Origin of the sequence: Natronomonas gomsonensis, from assembly GCF_013391635.1 — an archaeon.
GTDB lineage: Archaea > Halobacteriota > Halobacteria > Halobacteriales > Haloarculaceae > Natronomonas > Natronomonas gomsonensis_A.
The window spans coordinates 1790829-1811997 of record NZ_JACAWU010000002.1 but is presented as its reverse complement, the minus strand read 5'-3'; the positions used below and the strand labels follow the sequence as shown (position 1 = coordinate 1811997).

At 66.8% G+C, this 21169-nt stretch carries 20 protein-coding genes and 1 pseudogene; 11 read left to right on the top strand and 10 right to left on the bottom strand.

Annotated elements, in window-relative coordinates:
- From HWX69_RS18000 to HWX69_RS17975, 6 genes and pseudogenes are all read left to right on the top strand, one after another.
- Positions 1-296, top strand: a pseudogene (locus HWX69_RS18000) (hypothetical protein); the annotation flags it as partial.
- 206 nt (positions 297-502) lie between these two features.
- On the top strand, positions 503-2611 hold the full coding sequence (locus tag HWX69_RS17995) for a DUF4129 domain-containing protein (protein WP_178915116.1): 2109 nt from the start codon (positions 503-505) through the stop codon (positions 2609-2611).
- A complete protein-coding gene (locus tag HWX69_RS17990) occupies positions 2608-3375 on the top strand; it encodes a DUF7269 family protein (RefSeq protein ID WP_178915115.1) in 768 nt (255 codons plus the stop codon). The genes HWX69_RS17995 and HWX69_RS17990 overlap by 4 nt, the downstream gene beginning before the upstream one ends.
- A complete protein-coding gene (locus tag HWX69_RS17985) occupies positions 3372-4691 on the top strand; it encodes a DUF58 domain-containing protein (RefSeq protein ID WP_178915114.1) in 1320 nt (439 codons plus the stop codon). Before HWX69_RS17990 ends, HWX69_RS17985 begins: the two co-directional genes overlap by 4 nt.
- Complete coding sequence (locus tag HWX69_RS17980) at positions 4688-6115, top strand: hypothetical protein (protein ID WP_178915113.1); 1428 nt, start codon at positions 4688-4690, stop codon at positions 6113-6115. The genes HWX69_RS17985 and HWX69_RS17980 overlap by 4 nt, the downstream gene beginning before the upstream one ends.
- A 39-nt stretch (positions 6116-6154) precedes the next feature.
- On the top strand, positions 6155-7276 hold the full coding sequence (locus HWX69_RS17975; protein WP_178915112.1) for an AAA family ATPase: 1122 nt from the start codon (positions 6155-6157) through the stop codon (positions 7274-7276).
- Between the two features lie 17 nt (positions 7277-7293).
- On the opposite strand, the gene HWX69_RS17970 is transcribed toward HWX69_RS17975, so the two are convergent.
- Together HWX69_RS17970 and HWX69_RS17965 are read right to left on the bottom strand one after the other, a co-directional pair.
- On the bottom strand, positions 7294-8862 hold the full coding sequence (locus HWX69_RS17970) for a winged helix-turn-helix transcriptional regulator (protein ID WP_178915111.1): 1569 nt from the start codon (positions 8860-8862) through the stop codon (positions 7294-7296).
- A 251-nt stretch (positions 8863-9113) separates the two neighbouring features.
- A complete protein-coding gene (locus HWX69_RS17965; protein WP_178915110.1) occupies positions 9114-9617 on the bottom strand; it encodes a deoxyuridine 5'-triphosphate nucleotidohydrolase in 504 nt (167 codons plus the stop codon).
- Between the two features lie 93 nt (positions 9618-9710).
- Between HWX69_RS17965 and HWX69_RS17960 the strand changes: the two genes are divergently transcribed.
- Entirely contained in the window at positions 9711-10019 is a 309-nt protein-coding gene (locus tag HWX69_RS17960) for a DUF5783 family protein (protein WP_178915109.1), read from the top strand.
- A gap of 1 nt (position 10020) precedes the next feature.
- On the opposite strand, the gene HWX69_RS17955 is transcribed toward HWX69_RS17960, so the two are convergent.
- Positions 10021-10485 (bottom strand): hypothetical protein, encoded by a 465-nt coding sequence (locus HWX69_RS17955; RefSeq protein ID WP_178915108.1) that lies wholly within the window; start codon positions 10483-10485, stop codon positions 10021-10023.
- A gap of 142 nt (positions 10486-10627) precedes the next feature.
- Here HWX69_RS17955 and HWX69_RS17950 point away from each other — a divergent pair, with 142 nt between their 5' ends.
- Both HWX69_RS17950 and HWX69_RS17945 read left to right on the top strand, forming a co-directional pair.
- Entirely contained in the window at positions 10628-10993 is a 366-nt protein-coding gene (locus HWX69_RS17950) for a NifU family protein (RefSeq protein ID WP_178915107.1), read from the top strand.
- Between the two features lie 76 nt (positions 10994-11069).
- Positions 11070-12557 (top strand): sulfatase, encoded by a 1488-nt coding sequence (locus tag HWX69_RS17945; RefSeq protein WP_178915106.1) that lies wholly within the window; start codon positions 11070-11072, stop codon positions 12555-12557.
- A gap of 62 nt (positions 12558-12619) precedes the next feature.
- Here the strand turns inward: HWX69_RS17945 and HWX69_RS17940 are convergent, their stop codons facing one another.
- From HWX69_RS17940 to sufU, 4 genes are all read right to left on the bottom strand, one after another.
- A complete protein-coding gene (locus HWX69_RS17940; protein ID WP_178915105.1) occupies positions 12620-13084 on the bottom strand; it encodes an SRPBCC family protein in 465 nt (154 codons plus the stop codon).
- Positions 13085-13237: 153 nt separating this feature from the next.
- The gene (locus HWX69_RS17935) at positions 13238-14137 is read right to left on the bottom strand and encodes a ketopantoate reductase family protein (protein WP_178915104.1); all 900 of its coding nucleotides are present in this window, start codon (positions 14135-14137) and stop codon (positions 13238-13240) included.
- 45 nt (positions 14138-14182) lie between these two features.
- Positions 14183-14467, bottom strand: coding sequence for a DUF7130 family rubredoxin-like protein (locus HWX69_RS17930; protein WP_178915103.1), 285 nt, complete (start codon positions 14465-14467; stop codon positions 14183-14185).
- 49 nt (positions 14468-14516) lie between these two features.
- Positions 14517-14933: a Fe-S cluster assembly sulfur transfer protein SufU gene (gene sufU / locus HWX69_RS17925; protein WP_178915102.1), complete on the bottom strand. Its 417-nt coding sequence runs from the start codon at positions 14931-14933 to the stop codon at positions 14517-14519.
- 107 nt (positions 14934-15040) lie between these two features.
- Between sufU and HWX69_RS17920 the strand changes: the two genes are divergently transcribed.
- Positions 15041-15448: a hypothetical protein gene (locus HWX69_RS17920; protein ID WP_178915101.1), complete on the top strand. Its 408-nt coding sequence runs from the start codon at positions 15041-15043 to the stop codon at positions 15446-15448.
- A gap of 12 nt (positions 15449-15460) precedes the next feature.
- Here HWX69_RS17920 and HWX69_RS17915 read toward each other — a convergent pair whose 3' ends face one another.
- Positions 15461-16699, bottom strand: coding sequence for an aminotransferase class V-fold PLP-dependent enzyme (locus tag HWX69_RS17915; protein ID WP_178915100.1), 1239 nt, complete (start codon positions 16697-16699; stop codon positions 15461-15463).
- Positions 16700-16791: 92 nt separating this feature from the next.
- On the opposite strand from HWX69_RS17915, the gene HWX69_RS17910 reads away from it, so the two are divergent.
- Complete coding sequence (locus tag HWX69_RS17910) at positions 16792-18303, top strand: sensor histidine kinase (RefSeq protein WP_178915099.1); 1512 nt, start codon at positions 16792-16794, stop codon at positions 18301-18303.
- A gap of 1 nt (position 18304) precedes the next feature.
- Here the strand turns inward: HWX69_RS17910 and HWX69_RS17905 are convergent, their stop codons facing one another.
- Together HWX69_RS17905 and HWX69_RS17900 are read right to left on the bottom strand one after the other, a co-directional pair.
- Positions 18305-19408 carry a mandelate racemase/muconate lactonizing enzyme family protein gene (locus HWX69_RS17905; protein WP_178915098.1) on the bottom strand — a complete coding sequence of 368 codons (1104 nt, stop codon included), beginning with the start codon at positions 19406-19408 and terminating at the stop codon, positions 18305-18307.
- A 54-nt stretch (positions 19409-19462) separates the two neighbouring features.
- Positions 19463-21157 (bottom strand): sensor histidine kinase, encoded by a 1695-nt coding sequence (locus tag HWX69_RS17900; RefSeq protein ID WP_178915097.1) that lies wholly within the window; start codon positions 21155-21157, stop codon positions 19463-19465.
- Between the last annotated feature and the right edge of the window lie 12 nt (positions 21158-21169).

Here is a 21169-nt window from a genome sequence, read left to right as displayed (position 1 = left end):
ACGAACTCCTCGAGGACTTCCTCGAAACCCTCGACGAGCAAGTCGCCCAACTGCTCGAGGCCAGCGAGGACCTCGAAGACCAGACCGTCGACGCCCTCGAGAACCTCCAGGAGTCCATCGAGGACCTCCAGGAGCAACTCGACGAGCGCTCCGAGGAGTTCCAAAACCAACTCGACGAGCAACTCGACAGCATCCAGGAACAACTCGAAGAGCAGGCTGACACCGTCCAACAGCAGATCGAGGACGTCTCCGAGCAGGTCGAGGACGCGACCGAGAACACCGACCTCACGGCGTAACTCGGATACACACCGCCGAATAATCCTTTCGACGTTGTCCCGTTTTCACTTGGCTACCGTCAGGTCTGTTCGCCACGCCGCCCTAACGGCGCGTGACGGCCCTGCTCGGCTACTCTCACGTTTTCAGTCCGCCCGACCCTTTATACCGAAGAACGGCACAACGTACACACCGAAGCGGTCCCCGAACGCGAAAATAGGGTCTACGGATGAACGACGACGCGCCGTCCCCGGAGAGCACGGACGACACCACCAGCACCGCACAGGTCGGTCTCGTCGTCCTCGCTGCGGTCGCACTCGTCGTCGCCGCCTTCCTCGTCCCCGTCGTCGCGCCGTCGGGCGGCGCCGGCTCCGGGGACGACCCGGGCGAGAGCGACTCGACGGGTCAAAACCCCGGTACCGGTGGTTCGGGAGAAGCCCCTGACGGCACCTTCCATTTGTACGAACTCCTGGAGTGGTTCCTCCCGGAGAACGACGGCGAATCCACGCGCACCGAGCCGCGCTGTTCTATCGGCCTCGACCGCCAACCGGAGCCCGGCGGCGAGGTCACGGCGCAGGTCACCTACGAGGGCGAGCCGCTCGCCGACGCGCCCGTGTGGTTCAACGGCGAGCGCGTCGGCACCACGAACGCCGACGGCGAGGTGGCCGGAACGGTCCCCTACGAGCGCGAACTCACGATTCGAGTCGACGTTCCGGGGCGTCCCGACTGCCGCGCGAGTACCGGAAGCGCCCGCCGAAGTGGCGCCCCCGGCCTGTCGTCGCCCGCAGGGTTCCCGGCCCTCTCGGTCGCTGCGGTGGCCCAGGGGACCGCCACGCCGAACGCGAGCGTCACCTACCCGGTCGATGGCACCGTCACAGTCGACGTTCGTGGCCAGCCCTATCCCGGCGACACGCTCACCGTCGAGTCGGAAATCGACGGCCGGCCCTTCCGCGGCGCCGAGGTCTTCGTTGACGGCAGGTCGGTCGGCGAAACCGACGCCGACGGCACCGCGACCGTCGCGGTCCCCGAAGACGGAACGGAGCAGTTCCGTGTCCGCGTCGTCCGCGGTGACTTCGCGGGGTCCGAACGGGTCGACGTGCTCCTGCTGTCGGCGTCGCTCCGCTCGGAGAACCTCCTCGCGCTCCCGGGAGCCGAGGGCGACGTACTCGCTCGACTGGGGGAGGAACCGACCGAAGCCGCCGTCTTCGTCGGCGGGGAACGCCGCGGGACGACCGGTGCCGACGGTCGACTCACGGTCGACTTACCGTTGAATCCGACCACAACGATAGTGGTCGAGACTGCGGACCAGCGGGCGACGACAAGCGTCGCGTCCCACTACGCCGTTCCGGCGGGCGTCTTCGCCCTCGTCGTCGCGCTTCTCGCAGTCGCCGCCTACCGCATCCGCGATCGCCGCGGCGTGGCAACCGTCGCTGCCGGTGTCGCCACCGTCGCTGCAGTCGTCGTCGCGGACGGCCTCTACGGACCGACCGGTCGATACGTCGCGCTCGCTGCGGTGATTGCCGCCGTCGTCGGTATCGGCCTCTTCCGGTGGCGACAGTCGCTCGCGAGCGGTGCCACCTCGGCCCGCGGGACGCTCCACTGGCTGATTGCTGCCGTCGTTCGCACGCTCACGAACGTCCGTCGCCTTCCCGGCCTGCTCCGACACCTGTGGTCGTCGCTCGTCGAATCGGCGTACCGCAACGTACTCCGTCTGGCCGACGACATCGGGCGCCTCGCGTCGGCTGCCGCGGCGACCGTGCGGACCGCAGCAGCACGTCTCCGGTCGTTCCCACGGTCGGCGTCCGAGTTCTTCGAGCGTTTGCGCGACGCCCTCCGCTCGGCGGCTAGTGGCATCCGACGGGCTACACGGAACCCAATCGTCCTCGCCCTCGCGGTGGCGGGCGTGGGAGCGACGGCCGTCGGCTACCGCGTCGGCGACGGCCTCGGTGCGGTTCTCGGAGCGACGGCCACGCTCGTTGTCGCCCTCGCTCTCGCGCTCCGTCGCCGTTCTGTCGACGATTCGAACGCTGACGGCCCCGCCGCCAGCGAGAGTGCCTCGGCCGCGCCGGGTCACGTGACCGACGACGGCCGCTCGATTCGCACGCTGTGGCGTGGGTTTGCCCGTCTCGTCGCTCCGAACCGGTGGCGTTCGAGTACTCCCGAGGAGATAGCGGCCGCCGCGGTCGAACAGGGGTTCCCCCGCCGACCGGTCGCGGAACTGACGCGACTGTTCCGGGAGGTGGAATACGGCGACCGGCCGCTGTCGGCGGCCGTGCGCTCGCGTGCGACCGACGCCTACGAAGCCATCCGACGACGCGACCGGGGTGAAGAGCAGTGAGACGCCAACTCCTCGTCGCCGTCGCCGGGTTCGTTCTCGTGTTGGGTGGCGTCGCACTCGCCGTACTTGCCGAGTGGCCGAGTTCCTCGACGGTCGAAACCGGGTTGCTCGTCGCCGTCGCGCTCTTCGCACTGCTGTTGGCCGCGCTGAAAATCAGGACGCCTCCCGATTCGACCGCCGACGAAAGGCGGTCGTCTACGGAACCCTTCGCTTCGCCCCCACCCGAAGAAGTCGCAAGCGAATATCCACTCTCGAGTGTCGCACTCGCCCGCATCCTCGACGGTGCGGGCGAGACGGCACGCCGTGAGGGGACCGTCGAGGACGGCATCGACGTCGTCCGGCCGGCGCTCCGTGATACGCTCGTCGGCGCGCTCACACAGGGTGGGACCGCCGCCGAATCCGTCGATGACCTGCTGGAATCGGGCGAGTGGACGGACGACCCTGTCGCCGCCAGCGTCCTCTCCGAGCACGTCGACCCACCGGACCGGTCGATTCGTGCCCGCGTCGAAGCGTGGCTGTTTCCCGAACGGGTCGTTCGCCGGCGCGCACGCCGTGCGACGGAAGCAGTCGCGGTCGCCGCCGAAGCGGCGCTGCCGACCGTCCCCGGACAGACGGCCCCCCGAACCGTCCCCACCGTCACTACGTCGCTGTCGGAACTCCAGCGCGGCGTCGACGGGCGACTTCAGCGCGCGAGCGACCCGATGGCGATTGCCCGTGGCCCATCGCCGCCGGAGGCGTCCACCGACGAGGAGGGCAGCGAATGACCCGCCGACAGCGACGCTGGGGTGGCGGCCTCGCGGCGAGCGTCTTCCTCGCCGCTGTCGGCGTCTTCGATGGCAACGGCGCGTTACTCCTCGCCGCCGCCGTTCCGCTTGCGTACGTCGCGGCCGACGCCATCTCGGACGTCACCGTTCCCGACGCCATCTCGATAACCCGACACGTTGACCCGACACCGGCCCCGCCCGGCCGCCCGGTCACTGTCTCGCTCACCGTCCGGAACGACTCCGAGCGGACGGTTCCCGACCTCAGGGTCGTCGACGGTGTTCCGGCGGACCTCGCGGTCGTCGACGGGACACCGCGAGGCGGGACCTCGTTGGCGCCCGACGAGGAACTCACGCTCGAATACGCCGTCGCGGCACGGCGCGGCACCTACGAGTTCGAATCGCCACAACTCCGGGCCCGTGGGTTCGGCGCGGGCACCGTCGAGACGACACGGCGCATCGCCGACGGCGACAGGCGTCTCGTCTGCCGTCTCGATGCCGACGCCCCACCCATCGAGGAACACGGCGACGCACGGCCGGGCCGACTGGAAAGCGACGCTGCCGGTGCCGGCGTCACGTTCCACTCCACGCGGGAGTACTACGCTGGCGACCCCGCCGAACGAATCAACTGGCGTCACTACGCGAAACGGGGCGACCTCGCGACCACCAACTACGAGCGAACCGTCGCCGCGACGACGATTCTCGTCATCGACGCCCGGATTCGGAACCGGGTCGTCGCCGGCCCCGGTCGCCCGACGGCAGTGGAGTTGGGTACCTACGCGGCGACACACGCGCTCACGGACCTCCTCAGACGCGGCCACGACGTTGGCGTCGTCGTCTTGGGTCTCGACGGCCCCGGGCCGGCTGGGCTCTACTGGCTGCCGCCGGCCGCGAGCAGACAGCAGCGCGCGAAAGCCCTCGAGTTGTTCCGGACGGCCAACGACGCTGCGGGCCGTCCGGCGAACGAATCGGCGCAGGTCAGACGCGTCATCGAGTTGCTCCCGCCGGGTGGACAACTCCTCGCGTTCTCGCCGGTCCTCGACGACCGGGCCGTCGAGTCGATCGAGACGTGGCGAGCGGCCGACGTTCCCATCGTCGTTCTCTCGCCCGACATTGTCCCGGAGAACACCGTCAGCGGACAGTACGTCCAGGTTCGACGGCGGACCAGACTCGCCCGGTGTCAGCGAGTCGGTGCCCGAACGGTCGATTGGCGCCGCGGGACGCCGCTTCCGGCGGTCTTGGCCGAGGCCTTCGCCGCCGACGCACGCCTCGCCCCGAACCGACGCCGGGGCCGCGCTGCCGGGGGTGACGGCCGGTGACGATACCGATTCCGCTCCTCGACCGCTCGTCGGCCGTCGGCGACGAGGGCCGCCCCCGCGCGGCCAGCCTCGCGGTCGCCTCCTTCGTCGTCGCGTTGCTCGTCGTCGCAGGGGGGTTCGTTATCGGCCAACCCGACCTCCTGGTTTCGCTCGGTTCGGTGACGGGACTGGCCGGGGCCGGCCTCGCGCTGCTGGACCGCGAGCGGTTCGTCCACCTGCTGGCCGGCCACTGCCTGTTCGTCTGGTTCGGCGCGCCGCTTTCGCTTCTCGTCGTCTTCGCACCACTCGTCGGCCGCGTCGGCGTCGCCGTCGACGGGTTCGCGCTGGCGCTGTTCGGCCTCGCGATGACCTGGGGCAACGCCGGCACGCGAACGCATCTCGGCGACGGCCTCTCGGCGAGTACGCTCGCCTTCGCGGCGACGATACTGTGGCTCGTCGGGTTCGCTGCCGTCGCCGGCGGTCTCGCGCTCGCGGAACTATCGGTCGAAGGCCTCGTCGGCCAGTCGACCGCCGCCGGCGGGCTGGCGAGTCTGTTCGTGGTCGTCGCCTATGCGGGGGCGGGGATCGCCGCCGCGATTCGGTGGCTCCCGATTCGGCAGTTGACGCCGCGTTCGCGGCGTCCGGCCGTCGAGAGACGGGTCGCCGTCATCCGACGGTATGCTCTCGGAACGATTGCCGTCGCCGTGCTTTCGCTTTTGGCCGTCTCCCTGATTCGGGCGTCGGGCGGCTTCGAGCGCCTCGAGGGGACGGCGCTTGCGACCGGGTTCGGCGCGCTGTCGTCGCCGTTGGTGGTCTGGCCCGCCGTCACCGTCGGAACGGTCGGCATCCTCGCCGGCGCCGTCGCGCTCACGCTCCGCCGACTGGCCCGCGACAGCGACCCGGCGTCGGCCGAGCGACTCGCCGCGGTCATCGCTGGCTTCGTTCTCGCCGTGGCCGCCGTCGTTGCGGCCGCCCTCGTCGCCGTCTCCCCGCTCGTCGGCGCGATTGTGTTCCTCGGGGTGCTCGCCGCTCCGCTGGCGCTCGTCGTCTGTATCGCGATACTCGTCCTTGGTATCGACATCGGAATCCTCCCCGACCGAGCAAGCGGTGCGGCGATGGCGGCGTTCGGACTGGTCGTCTCGGCCGTGGGCTTCGCTCGTATCTCGATGCCGGTGACGTTCGCCTGCGTCGCCGTCGCGCTACTCGTGTGGGATCTCTCGTCGTTCGGACTCGGCGTCACCGCCGAACTCGGTCGAATCCCCGAAACGCGGCGTCTCGAACTGGTTCACGCCGTCGTCGGTGTCGGCATCACGGTCGCCGTCGTCGTCGCTCTCGTTGCCGTCGACGCGCTCCGAACGGGCGTCTTCGCCGGCGTCGGCGGGACCGTCCCCGCCGTCGTCGCCTGTCTCGGCGCGCTCGCGCTGCTCGGAACGCTCCGTGGATGAGGGCCGGACATTCTTGTAGCCGCCCGCCGAACGACGGCCATGAACGAACCGGACGCAACCGTCGATGACCCCGAGGCGACGGTGCAGTCCGTCGTCGAACGCATCGAGTCTGCCGCCGTCGTCGACCGGCGCGTCCTCCGAGGCATCCTCTCAGCGGTCGTCGCCCGCGGCCACGTCCTCATCGAGGACGTTCCTGGAACGGGCAAGACCGTCACCGCCCGCGTGCTGGCGGAGTCGCTCGGTCTCGATTTCAACCGCATCCAGTTCACGCCAGACCTCCTGCCTGCCGACATCACCGGCTCGACGGTGTACGACGAACACGAGGGTACCTTCGAGTTCGCCGAGGGTCCGGTGTTCACAAACGTTGTGTTGGCCGACGAAATCAACCGCGCGCCGCCGAAGACCCAGGCCGCCCTCCTCGAGGCGATGGAAGAACGACAGGTCAGCGTCGACGGGACGACCTACCCCCTTCCGGAGCCGTTTCTCGTCATCGCGACGCAGAACCCCGTCGAACAGGAAGGGACGTTCCGACTCCCCGAAGCCCAACGCGACCGCTTCAGCGTCAAGACCTCCTTCGGCTACCCCGACATCGAGGGCGAAATGGGATTGTTGGCCCGCCGTGACGACCGTCGGGAACTCTCACCTTCCGTCGAAGCCGTCGTCTCCCCGGAGACGGTTCGAGCCTTGCAGTCGCTGGCCGAGGACGTCCACGTCGACCCGAAGATTCGCCGATATATAATCGACCTCGCGCGGACCACTCGACGGGACGACCGGATCGAAATCGGCGTCTCACCCCGTGGCGTCCAGCGTATCTTCGAAATCGCACGCGCCAGCGCGGTCATCGACGGTCGCGAGTACGCCACCCCGAGCGACGTGAAGGGCCTCGCGGCAGCGACGATGGCCCACCGCCTCCTGTTGACGACTGAGGCCACCGTCGAGGGCGTCGACGAGCGTGCAGTCGTCCGGTCGGCGCTCGAAGACGTCGACATCCCCGCGGTGTCACCGGACGCCAACGACCCGATGGCGGAGGGCGACCGGGAGTCGACGGAACCGGAGTTCGAAGCCGAAATCGACGACTCGACGGCCGAGCCCTTCGAGTTCGATTCGGACGCGACGCCGAACGCGGCCGCTGACGGACGCGACTCTGATTCGTCATCCTGAAGCGGGGAACACAGAACTCAGTCCGCGCCGCCGGCGATGGCACCGCCGGGTTCGCCCGGTTTGGGAACCGTCTCGGGTTCGAGTGCCGTCCGGGCCTCCACGGAGAGTTTGTTCATCACGGCGCGTCCCTCCCGCTCGCGGGAGATGATGCCGTCCTCTTCGAGTCGCTGGAGGTGGTGGGTGATCGTACTGGGGTCGCGCCCGAGTTCCCCCGCGAGGTCGCTGACCGACGCCGACCCGAGGCGGGCGATGGCGTCGATGATGCTCGCCGTCGAGTCGTCGTTGAGCGCGGCGGCCAACTCGACTCCCTCCGCGTACGCCGGGTAGAACCGACGCTTGCCGCGGAGTTTCGCCCCCGAGACGAGGTCTTCGCGTTCGAGAACCCGCACGTGGTGTCGCGTCGTCGACAGCGGGAGGTCGGCCTCCTCGGAGACCTCCGAAAGATACGACCCCGGCGACTCGTTGACGATTTCGTAGACGCGCTCGCGTGCCTCGTGTTCCAGCGGGTCCGAATCGTCGTAGCGACTGTATCGGAGGGGGAAGAAGAACGGTCGGAGTTTCTCGACCAGCGAGGCGAGGGTGAACCGGGGCATCGCCGCGAAGGCGCCCACCGCCGACGCGCCGACGCCGGCGCTGCCGGAGAGGAACGCGCTCCCACGGAGGGCGGCGACCGCCGCGACGGCACCGAGGCTGACTGCGGCCCCGCTTGCCGGGCCGGCGGGGAGGGGCTGTCCGCCGGTACCACCGGCGCCGCCGGCACTCATCGCTGCACCGGCCGGGGCGTCGTCCCCGTCGTCGAGGACGATTTCGTCGAACTCGCTATCGGAGTTCGACGCCGTCGATGTACCGACGGCGCCGACCAGCACCTCGTCGCTCCCGGATGTCAGCGTCCCGCCGACGGTCCCCAACGTGTCCGTGGTGGTCGTTACTGTTGTTTCGACGGTTTCGTCGGATTCGATTCCGGTGTCGGCCTCCAGCGTCTCGACGGCCATTCCCGAGTCGATTCGCGTGTCGATATAGCGCCCCTCGAAGCGGTACTCGTCGGCTGATTCGGCGTTCTCGAGGTCGTCGATATAATCGAGCGCTTCTGTCTGCCAGTCGGTGTCCTCTGTCGAGTCTTCGGCCGTGTCACCGACCTCATCCGTCGCGTTCTCGGCCGTGTCGTTGATTCCACCGGCCGTGTCGTTGACACGATTTCGCACGTCCGTACTCGAGTCGTCGTGCTCTTCTCGGTCATCCGCGATGGAGTCATCCGTCGAGCCGTCCGTCGTATCAGCCGTCGATTCGTCCGAACTCGACGCGCCGTCGGAATCGTCACTCGCGTCGTCGTCCGTACTATCGCTCGTGCTGTCGCCCGAATCGCTGTCGGTATCGTCGCTCGTGTCGCCGTCGGTATCCTCTTCACCGTCGCTCGTGTCGTCCGAAGGGCCGTCTCCGTCCTCGCTGTCGCCGGAGCCGAACGTGCCGTTCAGTCCGTCTTCGAAGGTCGACGTACTCGCAGCCGCGACGGGCGCTCCCACCGCCGAGCAAACGACGAGCAGCGCCGCCAGCACAGCGAGGAGTAGTCGCGTGTGAGTATTTGACATGGTTGAGGGCCCCGAAACCGAGTTAGCGAACGTATCGACTGTCTATTTAAATCGATTCTGCAGGTGATGTATGGGTGTATAAGTGAGGTATCGACCCAAAACCGCAAGGAGCGGACCGAACGCGAACGCCGACTCGGAAGTGTCTTTTGTTTCTAAACACCCATATAAATACACTAGCAAAAACGTCCAAAAGTGACAATATTTGCACCGACGTTGTTCGTGAATATCCAACCCCGTTCCGCCGTGCCCGGTCAGAGGTTTTCGCGCTGATAGCTCCCGTCGTAGGTTCCCTCGTGGTCGGCCTCCGCGAGGACGAACTGTGCGATTCGGGCGCCGGCCTCGATTTCGATGTCGTGGTGGACTTCGAGCAGCCCCTCGCCTTTCCCCTCGTAGCCGGCGTCCCAGACGGCGGTGTCGAGCATACAGGAGTTCCGCAACAGCGACGACCGCGGGTAGATGAAGCCGATGTGGTCGTCGGGTATCGAGACGATTTCGGCGTACTGGACGATGTAGCCGCCCGGTGGGAGGTAGTACGTCTCGTTTTCGTCGGTCACCTCGTCGATGGATTCGCCCTCCACGACGGGGTCTGCTGGACGACGATGCCGCGTCCCGATTTCCTTACCGTCGCGGCCGATACGTCCCGGTTCCCGCTGTTCGTACACCGCCTGTAGCGTCACATCGACCCCGTTCGGCTGGACCTGCTCGTCTGTCGTCGGCGTGACGTGGTCGGCGACGAAGGCACCGCTTCGGTACATACGACCGGCCACTCCGGCCGCGAACAAGTCGCTTGCGCTCGCCTATCGCGAGGGTTCGACCGGCTTTTAGGGCCGCGCAACGAACGGCCCGCCATGGACGCAGACACCTTCGAGGAACAGAAGTACGTCGACTACTTCCCACAGCTCCAGCAGGCGTACAAGAACGCGTTCAACCGCGTCAACGAGACGTACGACTCCACGTTGGTCCACGGCATCGACCAGCAGATTCTCAACGAATCCGAGCCGTTCTACGACGACGAGGAGGGGTTCTATCTCGAGTTGCCCGAGGACCCTTACGACCGACTGACGGGCGTGCTCGTCGATGAGGAGAAGTTCGAGGCGGTACTGGCGGAGTACGTCGAGGAAATCGAACGGGAGTTAGAGCGGGTTTTCGACGCCTGAATCAGCTCTCACAGCCGGCGCCGTTCCACACCGCGAGCGCTCCTTCGTTGTCGACACGGACGAGCACGCGGACACACTCGGCGCCCTCGCCGACGCCGTCGGTCACGCTTGCCGTCCGTATCTCCCCGTCGTCGAGGCGGGCGTGGATGCGGTAGGCGCCCGGTTCGTCGTTCCACTCTCCCTCGATGGTGGTGCTCGACCCACCGGCTTCGAGCTGGTAGGTTCCAAGATGGAGCATCCCGTCGTCGGCCTCGACGGCCAGTTGCACCTGGTGGCTCTCCTCGTGGTTGTTCTGGACGGAGAGTTCGCCGAGTTCGACCGTTAGGCTGTCATCGTCGTCGTCATCGGCCGCGTCGGCGATGTTCCCTTCGGCGTTCGTCTCCCCATCGTCTCCTAAGACGCCCAGACAGCCCGCACTGGCGGTTGCGACGCCGGCAGCCGCGAGCAGATGGCGACGAGTTGGCATACCTGCTAGCGGGTCTGAACCGACATAAACTCCCGTCAGACGCCCGTCTCCCGCGTGTCACACCATCCAATAGCGGTGTCGGTTCGGCGGGCGGCCCGACCGGAGCCAAATCTTCATACGGCTGCGCTGCATACGCTGGCACATGAGTACCGAATCCGCCGACGCCGACGAGGACCTTCGCGAGCGCATCAGCAACTTCCTCCGCCGGAACTTCCCGCAAATTCAGATGCACGGTGGCAGTGCCGCCGTCCGGAACCTCGACCGCGAGGCGGGCGAGGTCACCATCATGCTCGGCGGCGCCTGCTCGGGCTGTGGTATCTCCCCGATGACGATTCAGGCCATCAAGTCCCGCATGACACAGGAAATCCCCGAAATCGATACCGTCCACGCCGACACCGGCATGGACGGCGGCAGCGAGGGAATGGCCGGCGGCCAGATGTCCCCCTCCTTCCCGGGCCACGAGGGCGGCGACGACGAGGCCGACGAAGGCCCCGAAGCCCCGTTCTAAACTCTTCTCACGGCTAATCGGTTCGACCGCGACGACACACCAGTCGTTTTAAGCCCGAAACACCCCGACCACCGGTATGGACACCGACGGTCGGAACGTGCTGTTCGTCGTCATGGACACCGTCCGGAAGGACCACCTGACGCCGTACGGCTACGACCGCGAGACGACGCCGACGTTGGAGGCTTTCGCCGAGGAGGCACTCGTCTACGAAGAGGCCGTCGCACAGGCGCCGTGGACGCTGCCCGTCCACGCCTCGATGTTTACGGGGCTGTACCCCGGCGAACACGGCGCCTCCCAAGAGGCACCGTATCTCGCCGACGGAACGGCGACGCTCGCCGAAGCGATGTCGGACGCCGGATACGCCACCGCCTGTTACTCCTCGAACGCGTGGATTACCCCCTACACCCGGCTGACGAGTGGCTTCGACGAACAGGACAACTTCTTCAAGGCGCTTCCCGGCGACACGTTCTCGGGTGCGCTCGCGAACCTCTGGCAGCGCGTCAACGACAGCGACCGCCTCCGCGGCGTCGCCGACCGCCTCGTCGAGTTGGGCAACGAGGTCCACGAATACCTCGCAAGCGGCGAGGGCGAGGACTCGAAGACGCCACAGATAATCGACGACACGATCGACTTCGTCGACGACAACGACGAGTGGTTCGCGTTCATCAACCTGATGGACGCACACCTGCCGTACTACCCACCCGAGCAGTACCGCGAGGCGTTCGCCCCCGGCGTCGACCCCCACTCGGTGTGCCAGAACTCCAAGGAGTACAACTCCGGCGCCCGCGAGATAACTGATGAGGAGTTCGACGACATCCGCGGCCTGTACGACGCCGAAATCAAACACATCGATTCGGAACTCGACCGGCTGTTCTCGCATCTGAAGGCCACCGGCCAGTGGGAGGAGACCGTCGTCGTCGTCTGTGCCGACCACGGGGAACTCCACGGCGAACACGGCCTCTACGGCCACGAGTTCTGCATCTACGACCCGCTGGTGAACGTCCCGCTGATGGTGAAACACCCCGACCTCTCGACCGGCCGAACCGACGAGCAGGTCGAACTGCTGGACCTCTATGACACCGTCTTGGAGTCGGCCGAAGCCACGGCGGCCGCCGACCGCGTCGGGGCACGCCCCTTCGATGCGGGTCGGTCGCTGCTCTCCGAAGAGCGAGACATCACGGACGGCGAGTTCGCCTTCGTCGACTACCACCGCCCGGTCGTCGAGTTGAACCAACTGGAGACGAAGGCCGCCGAGGGAGGTATCGAACTCGACGAGGAGTCACGGTTCTACTCCCGGATGCGTGCCGCACGCCGCCCCGACGGGAAGTACATCCGCAACGAGCGCATCGCCGACGAGGCCTACCGACTCGATTCCGACCCCGACGAGCGTGAGTCGGTCGACCAAGAGGACCCCGTCATCGGGGAGGTGCTGGCGGCGCTGGAACGCTTCGAGGAACGGGCCGGAAGCGAGTGGGACGACTCCGCGGCTGACGCCGACGGCTCACTCGAGGAGATGGACGAGGAGGCCAAACAGCGGCTACAGGACCTCGGCTACGTGGAGTGAGGCCGTCGGCTGGGTGGAAACTGTGACGTTCGAAAAAGTCGGTCGGAAGGGCGCGACGGCACTCAGGCCGCGGCCATCCGCTCGCTTTCGGCGAGTTCCGCTTCGATGAGTTCCTTGGAACTCTCGAGGCTGTGGCGGAACTGTCGTTCGTTGTACCGTTTGGCAACCGGCTCCATGATGCGGTCGAGCAGCGAGTCGCCGAACTCGTAGTCGACGAACTCGACGATGGTCGTCACGCCGTCGGATTCGGAGTATCGGTAGTCGGCCGTGCCACTGAGGCCGGGGCTCTCGAAGGAGACCGTCACGTGAGAGTCGGGTTCGAGGATACGCTGGACCATCTCGCCCTCGTTGCCGATGCCGAGGACGCGGAAGGTCGCGTCCATCCGCATCTCGTCGTCGCTGGATTCGATAATCTCCAGTTGGGAGATGCTCGCGTGCGTTCGCGGCCAGTTCGTGGGGTCCGTCATGAACTCGGAGACGCGTTCTACGGGCGCTGCAACGTCGATTGTGTGTTCGAAGGTAGGCATTGCTATCAACTCTGTCGTCACTCCGACCGTCGTACTCGTCCCGGTTGGGAGAATCGTAAGGTGTACCGGGTGACTGCCTCTCTATACGCGCTCTGAGATGATAAAGCAGTAGTGAGCAGTGCTGACAGCCGTTCGATGGCTGCTATCGCTGGCTCAGCATCCCTCGACGTGGTCGGCCTCCCACGCATACAGCAATCCGGCGAGCGTCGCGTTGACCGGCACGTCGACGCCCAGTTCCCCGCCGCGGTCGACGACGTAGCCGTTGATGGCGTTGACCTCTGTCCGCCGGCCGGCGAGGACGTCCTGCCGCATCGAGGAGGTGTTCTCGGCGGTGGCTTCGGCGACCTCTTCGAGGGCCCTGACAGCTTCCTCGGGTGAGAAGTCGACCCCTTCGGCGCGTGCGACGGCTGCGACCTCGCGGGCGGCGGTGGTCGCTACGGCGTTGGCGTCGCCGCCCAGTAGCGCGCCGTTGTCGGTGTCGGCCAGCGCCGTCGTCGCGTTGATACCGGCGTTGACGGCCAGTTTCTCCCAGAGTCGACGCGGCATGTCCACTGCAACCGTGGTAACGATGCCGGCGTCTTCGAAGGCGGCCCCGACGCGGTCGGCCACCTCCGAGTGTCCTCCTTTGCGTGGCCCCAGAACCGTCTCGCCGACGCCGGTACAGCGGACGACGCCCGGTGATTCCAGCATCGCACCGTAGGTGCAGGTGCCGGCCAGCACCGTCGCGTCGAGGCGGTCGGCCAGCAGTTCCTCGTTGCCCATGCCGTTCTGTAGCGATAGACACCACTCGATGTCGGTTTCGGCCAGCGCCGCGGCCGCCTCGTCGGTGTCGAAGGACTTCACGCAGACGACGGCGAGGTCGGCTTCGGCTGGCGGTTCGGTGTCGGCGTCCGGGAACACCGTCGTCTCGATGGCACCCTCGATACGGAGGCCCTTCTCGCGGACTCGGCTGACGTGTGGGTCACGGCCGACGAGCGTGACGGCGTGTTCGCGGGCCAACAGCCCGCCAAGCAAACTGCCGAGGCTGCCCGCACCGAAGACGACGACATCCATACCGCTGGAACGGGGCGCTGCGGTAGAAAAACGGTCGGTTCCCGCTCAATCCTCCTGCCAGTAGTATATTTCCTCACTTTCGGCGCCACAGGAGGGACACGTGTCGGGGATATCGTCGATGTTGCCCATCTCGCCACACTCCCAGCAGCGCCACATCAGCGTCTTCTCGCCGGCCTTGCTCTCGGCCTGGGTCATCGTCGAGACGCCCTCGGCGCTGGAGACGTAGAACCCGGAGTCGTCGAAGGCACGGACCCGTCCCAACTCCTCGCCGTCGGCGTCGTAGACGGTCTGTCCGAACTGTACCTGTCGCTGTCGTTGCTCGGTTGCCATACTCTTTGGTATGTCATCACACACCAAAAAACCGCCGGCGGTTCGCCGCCTACTCCGTGGTCGTCTCTTCGAGGTCCTTGTCGCCTTGGTGGATGGCGATGCCGTCCTTTGCGACTTTCTCGGCGAGGACGGCGCACTTGACCCGCATCGGGCTGAGGTCGACGCCGAGCATCTCCTCGATGTCCTCGCGTTCCATCCCGCGGACCTCCTCGAGGCTCTTGCCCCGGAGTTTCCCCGAGAGCATGCTCGCGGAGGCCTGACTGATGGCACAGCCGTCGCCGATGAAACTGACGCCCGCTATCGTGTCGCCGTCGTCGGCCAGCTTCAGGAACATCTTGATGGTGTCGCCACACATCGGGTTCTCGCCGACGTGTTCGATGTCCGCATCCTCGAGTTCCCCGTAGTTGCGGGGGTTCTTGTAGTGGTCGAGGATTTGCTGCCGATACATATCGGTGCCGGGTCCCATTGTTGTCGAACACGAGGGGAATGACGAGTAAAAGCCCACCGGTCGTGTGAGTCCGTGCCGATGTCGAGAGCGCAAGGTCGAATACCCCCGGGCGTCCACACCGCGACATGAGCGACGATTCCGAGTCGGCGGTCGACGACGCTCCCGAGGCCGATTCGGACCCCGATGAATCGGCGTCGGACCCTCGCTTCTCCGACGACGGCGTCATCCTCGCGTTGGCCGGCGCCGCGTGCCTGCTCGCCGCCGGAACGGCCTACTCGCTGGACCAACCCAGTCCAGTCGTCGTCTTCGCGGTGCTGGCCGGGATTCCCGCCGTCGTCGCGGTCGGCGGGGACCTCCTCACCGACTACACCCCGGGACTCCGACCGCATCTCCTCCTCGGCGTCGCCGCCCTCGTCGGGGCCGTCGCCGCCGTTCCCGGCGAACACTACGTCAACGTCGCCACGCTCGGCGTCGCCTCGCTGATGGGTCTCGGACGGGTGTTCGAGGTGGAAGTGCGGGGAAAAGGACGGTGAGTTCGGGCCCGTTTAGCTGAACAGTTCCCGAGCCTCGTCGACGGCGTCGACCAGTTCGTCGACCTCGTCTTTCGTGTTGTAGAGGTAAAACGAGGCGCGCGCCGAGGCGGTCGCGCCCAACACGTCGTGCAGCGGTTGCGTACAGTGGTCGCCGGCGCGGATGGCGACGCCGTAGTCGTTGAGGATACTGGAGAGGTCGTGAGCGTGGAGTCCCTCGACGTTGAACGCGACGAGGCCGCCGCGGTCGTCGGCCGGCGGGCCGTACACCTCCACGTCGTCCCATTCGGTGAGGCGGTCGTAAGCGTACTCGGCGAGTTCGGCTTCGTGGCGCTGAATCGCCTCCATCCCGATGTCCTCGAGGTAGTCACAGGCCGCCGCGAGCGCGATGCCCTCACAGATGTTCGGCGTGCCGGCTTCGAACTTCCAGGGCAGTTCGTTCCACGTCGCGTCCTCGAAGGTGACCTTCAGTATCATGTCGCCGCCGTAGAGGTACGGCTCCATCCCCTCGAGGATGTGTTCTTTTCCGTAGAGGACGCCGATGCCGGTGGGTCCGGCCATCTTGTGTCCGGAGAAGGCGAGGAAGTCGGCGTCCAACTCCTCGACGTCGACGGAGCGGTTCGGAACCGACTGGGCGGCGTCGACGAACATGTAGGCGCCGTGGTCGTGGGCGATGTCGGCCAGTTCGGAGACCGGATTGATGGTGCCGAGGGTGTTGGAAACGTGGACCGCGGAGACCATCGCCGTATCGTCGGTGATGAGTTCGCGGGCCGCGTCCATATCCAGTCGCCCCTCGTCGGTGATGGGGATGTACTTGCAGTCGGCGCCCGTGCGCTTGGCTATCTGTTGCCACGTCACGAGCGAGGCGTGGTGTTCCATCTCCGTGAGCACCACCTCGTCGCCGGGGCCGAGTTCGTTCAGGCCCCACGCGTAGGCGACGAGGTTCATCGATTCGGTGGTGTTCTTCGTGAACACGATTTCCTCGCGGCCGGCCGCCCCGATGAACTCCGCGACGCGGTCGTGGGCCTCCTCGTAGGCGATGGACGCCTCCTGGCTCAGTTGGTGGATGCCCCGGTGGACGTTCGCGTTGTAGTTGCGGTAGTAGTCGGTGATGGCCCCGATGACCTGTTCGGGGGTTTGTGTCGTCGCCGCGTTGTCGAGATAGACGAGGTCCGTCCCGTTGACCTCCCGCTGCAGAATCGGGAAGTCCTCGCGGAGGGCCTCGACGTCGAGTGGCTCGACCTGTTGGCTCATTACCGGGTAAAGGGGTTGGAGGCTGGTTACTCCTTCGGTCCTACGGGCCGCTATGTGGGGATTGAAGAGACAGGGGGCGAATACTGTGGTGGATGCGTCTCTCGCTCTCCGGCCGGACATCGACGGCCCTCGTCTTCGGATTCGGGGCCTTCCTCTCGGTCGTCCACGCCTATCACGCCCTCTCACACGAGACGCTGGCCACCGGAACCATCCTCGGCGCCGTCGTCCCGTTCGGTCTCGCGGTCGCGATTGCGGCGGTCCCCATCGCGCTGTATCGGGGCGACCGCGACGTGGTCCCGGTTATCGCGGCGTGGGTCCTCCTCGGTGCGGCCACGCTCGGCGTCGTCTCGACCGCCGTCGTCGCCCACCAGTTCGTCGAGGGCGTCCTCGTCGCGGAGGCGCTGTTCGTCGTCGCGGCGGCGGCGACGGGCGGCGGGCTCTTGGGCTCTCTCGCCGGGTGGTACGACGCACAGACCCGGCGGCGTGCCGACCTCGTCGAATCGCTCCAGCAGGCGACGACGGACCTCTCGGCGGCGACGACACAACAGGAGGTGTGTGAACGGGCGGTCGAAATCGCCAATCAGGTCCTCGATCTGCCCGTCACCGGGGTGTGGCTCTACGACGACGAGACCGACGCGCTCGTCCCCGCGGCCGTCGCCAACCCCGGTCAGGAACTGTTCGAGAACCCCCCGAGGTACGCTTCTGGAGAGAGCCTCTCGTGGCAGGCCTTCGAATCCGGCGAGATGACGGTTTACGACGACGTTCAGTCCGTCGACGGGGTTCACAACCCCGACACCGTGATTCGTTCGGAGATAGTTATTCCGTTGGGAGCGTACGGTGTGATGAATCTCGGCGCGACGGAACCGAACGCCTTCGACGACCTCGACGTGACGGTGGCGAAACTGCTCGCGACGGCGACGAGGGCCGCGCTGGGCCGCGCCGACCGCGAGGAGGTCCTCCGCAGACAGCGCCGCGAACTCAGTCGACAGAACGAGCGGTTAGAGGAGTTCACCTCCGTCGTCAGCCACGACCTCCGGAGTCCGCTGTCGGTCGCCAAGGGTCGGCTCGACCTCGCCCGCGAGCAGTACGACGACGAGGACCTCCAAGCGACCGCCGACGCGCTCGACCGGATGGACTCGCTCATCGAGAACCTGCTCGCACTCGCCAAACAGGGCCGGACGGTCGGTGACGTCCGGACGGTCTCGCTGGCCGACGTCGCCGAGACGGCGTGGGAGAACGTCGAAACCGCCGAGGCGACGCTCTCGACCGAGGATGAGGCCATCGACGCCGACCCCGGTCGTCTCCGACAACTCCTCGAGAACCTCTTCACCAACGCCGTCATCCACGGTGGCGAGACGGTGTCGGTCCGCGTCGAACCGACCGAGTTCGGCTTCGTCGTCGCCGACGACGGCCCCGGCATTCCCGCCTCGGAACGCGAACGGGTGTTCGAGGTCGGTTACACCGACCACGAGTCGGGAACCGGGTTCGGACTCCCCATCGTCCGCCGCATCGCCGTCGCCCACGGCTGGTCGGTCGCTGTCGAGGAAAGCGAGTCGGGCGGCGCACGGTTCGAGTTCCGATTCGACGGCGACGCGGCGGAGTGAGCTACTCGGCGTCGGCCAACACGCCGTCGGGAATCTCGATGCCGAGGCCGGGTTTCTCGGGTGCGCGAATCGTCCCGTCGTCGTGTTCGAAGCCGTCTTCGAGCATGAACGACCACACGTCGGGCGTCCACGGCGGCTCCATCGGGTACTCACACCACGGACTGCCGACGGCGGTCATCACCTGCAGGTTCGCCGCGAAGCCGACGGCGTTCGTCCAGGTGTGGGGCACGAACTGGAGGCCGTGTTCCTGTCCCATCCGCGCAACGTCGACTGCCCGCCGAATCCCCGTCGCCAGCGCCGCGTCGGGCTGGAGGATGTCCAGGGACCCCTGCCGGACGAACTCCCGGAAGTGATGGGTGCCGTTGTTGAACTCCCCGCCGGCGATGTTGACGTCCACGGCGTCTCGGAGCCGACTGTACCCCTCGTAGTCGTGGCGATGCAGCGGCTCTTCGAGCCACGCAACGCCGCCGACCTCGTCGAGACCGCGGGCGAACTCCAAGGCGTCGGCGAAGGACCACTCGATTGGGTCTTCCATCACGCGAACGGCCCACCCCTTGTTCGCGTCGACCATCAGCGTCAACTCGGGGAAGGCCTCTCGCACTCGCCGAACCGTCTCGATGTGGTCGACTTCCGTCACCCGGAGTTTGACGGCCTCGAAGCCCTCATCGACGCGTTTTTCGACGTAGTCGATTCGCTCCTCGGCGTCCATCACCTCGCCCGTCGAGGCGTACACCGGGATGTCCCGGGCCTGTGCACCGAACAGTTCGTAGACGGGCTTGTCGGCGTCCTTGCCGATGATGTCCCACAGCGCCATCTCGACGTGCCACGGTCGCGGGCCGACGAGGTTGACCGTCTCCAGTTTGCCGAGAATCCCCTCGACGTTGTGGGGGTCCTCGCCGGTCAGAAACAGCTCCAGCGGCGTTTCGTAGTCGAGGCCGCCCGCGAACGACGGCGAGGCACCGTAGCCGGTGATGCCCTCGTCGGTTTCGATTTCGAACAACTCGAGTTCGTGAGTCGACTGCGGGTAGCCGGGAATCCACGTCGGGTAGAACGGCTCCTCCAGGGTGTGGTCGAGGTGGTACTGATTGACGCCTGTTATCTGCATGGGCCCACCCCATCGGGAAACGGCTTCAAACTTCGGCCACGGGTTGCCGGTTACTTATTTCGTCCGGCCCCACGGGGTGTCGACGTCCGGTCGCTCCCGTTGCGGGCCGGCGTGCAGTTGGACGCTCCGGAACTCGAAGCGGGCTCCGCCGGTATCCGAGTCGGTCACCGACACCTCCCACCCGTGGGCGACGGCGATACTCCGGACGACGGGAAGGCCGAGTCCGGTCCCGCCGTGTGTCGAATAGCCGTAATCGAACACGTCGGCCCGGGCGTCGGTCGGGATGCCGATGCCGTCGTCGGCGACGAAAAAGCCGTCCGAGAGCATCCCAATGCGAACGGTGACGCTGTCGTCGTCGCCGGGGGCGTGTTCGACGCAGTTCCGGAACAGTTTCTCGAGCAGGTTCGTCAGTCGCGTCTCGTCGGCGAGTATCCACCCGTCGTCGACCGCCTGAAGCGTCGCGTCGTCCGTCTCGACGTTCGCCCAGGCTCGCTCTGCGACCTCCGCGACCGGAACCGGCTCGGTCTCCTCGACGACCTGTCCCTCCTCGCCGAGGGTCAGCAAGTCGTCGACGAGCGTCTCCATGCGGTCGGTCGCCGGGTCGACCTGTTCGAGATACGAAACCTCTCCCGTCTCGCGGGCGAGCTCGGTGTACCCCGTTATCGCGTTCAGCGGGTTCCGGAGGTCGTGGGCGGCGACGCGGGTGAACTCCTCTAAGCGCTCGTTTTGCTCGCGAAGCTGTCGCCGTCGGCGCATCCGTTCGGTCACGTCGCTGACCAGCAGAACCGAACCGATTCCTTCGATGGGGACCTCCCGGGAGCGATACCACCGCTCCGTGCCGCTGGTGTCGAGCGGCGTCGCATCGCCGTCGGCGTCGGAGAGCGCCGCCGGAAGGAGGTCGGATATCTCTTCGCCGACCGGGTCGTCGGCGTCGAGCAGCGACGCCGCAGCGGTATTGAAGTCGACGAGGCGCCGGCGGTCGTCGAGGACGAACACCGCGTCGTCGATGGCGTCGACGACCGACGACCGGGCAATCGGCGTCAGGTCGGTCAACCGGGCGCGGAACACCGCATACGCGATGAACACGCCGCCGAGAGCGAACCCGACCGGCGTCGGGTCGACGGGGAAGCCACCGACGGGTCCGAACACGTAGGCGACGTTCGTCCCCCACGGCAGGGCGACGCCGAAGAGCAACGGGAGCGCCTGTCGCCGGTAGTGACTCCGGTTCCCCGCGGCGAACCGAACGAGGAGGAGGGTCCCGCCACCCAACAGCGCGTAACTGTACAGCGAGTGGACCCAGAACCACGGTCCGGCAGTCGTCTCGAAGACGACCGTTCCGGCCATCGTCGACCGCTCGACGCCGGCGAAGAACAGGCCATGCACCGGATTTGTCGCCAACAGGAGCAACGAGAGGGCCGGAACGACGAACAGGCCGGCGAGTTGCCGTCCCGTCACCCGTGGCTTCGACCCGGTGTAGCGGACCGTGAAAACGAAAAACAGGGCCGTCGACCCCACGACGCCGGCGTACATCACGAGCGTCAGGGCGTACCAGGCGGCCTCCGTCGAGACCGCCGTCCGACCGAGCGCGCCGACGGACCACGAAAACACCGCGACCATCGTGAGGCCGAACGCCCTCGAAACCCGGCCGGAGCGCCGGTACAAACAGTACCCCGACAGCCCGCCGGCGACCACCATGGCGGCCACGTACCCGATGAGAAACGGCAGTGAGACGGGTGTGGCCAGTGGCATTTACTCGCACAC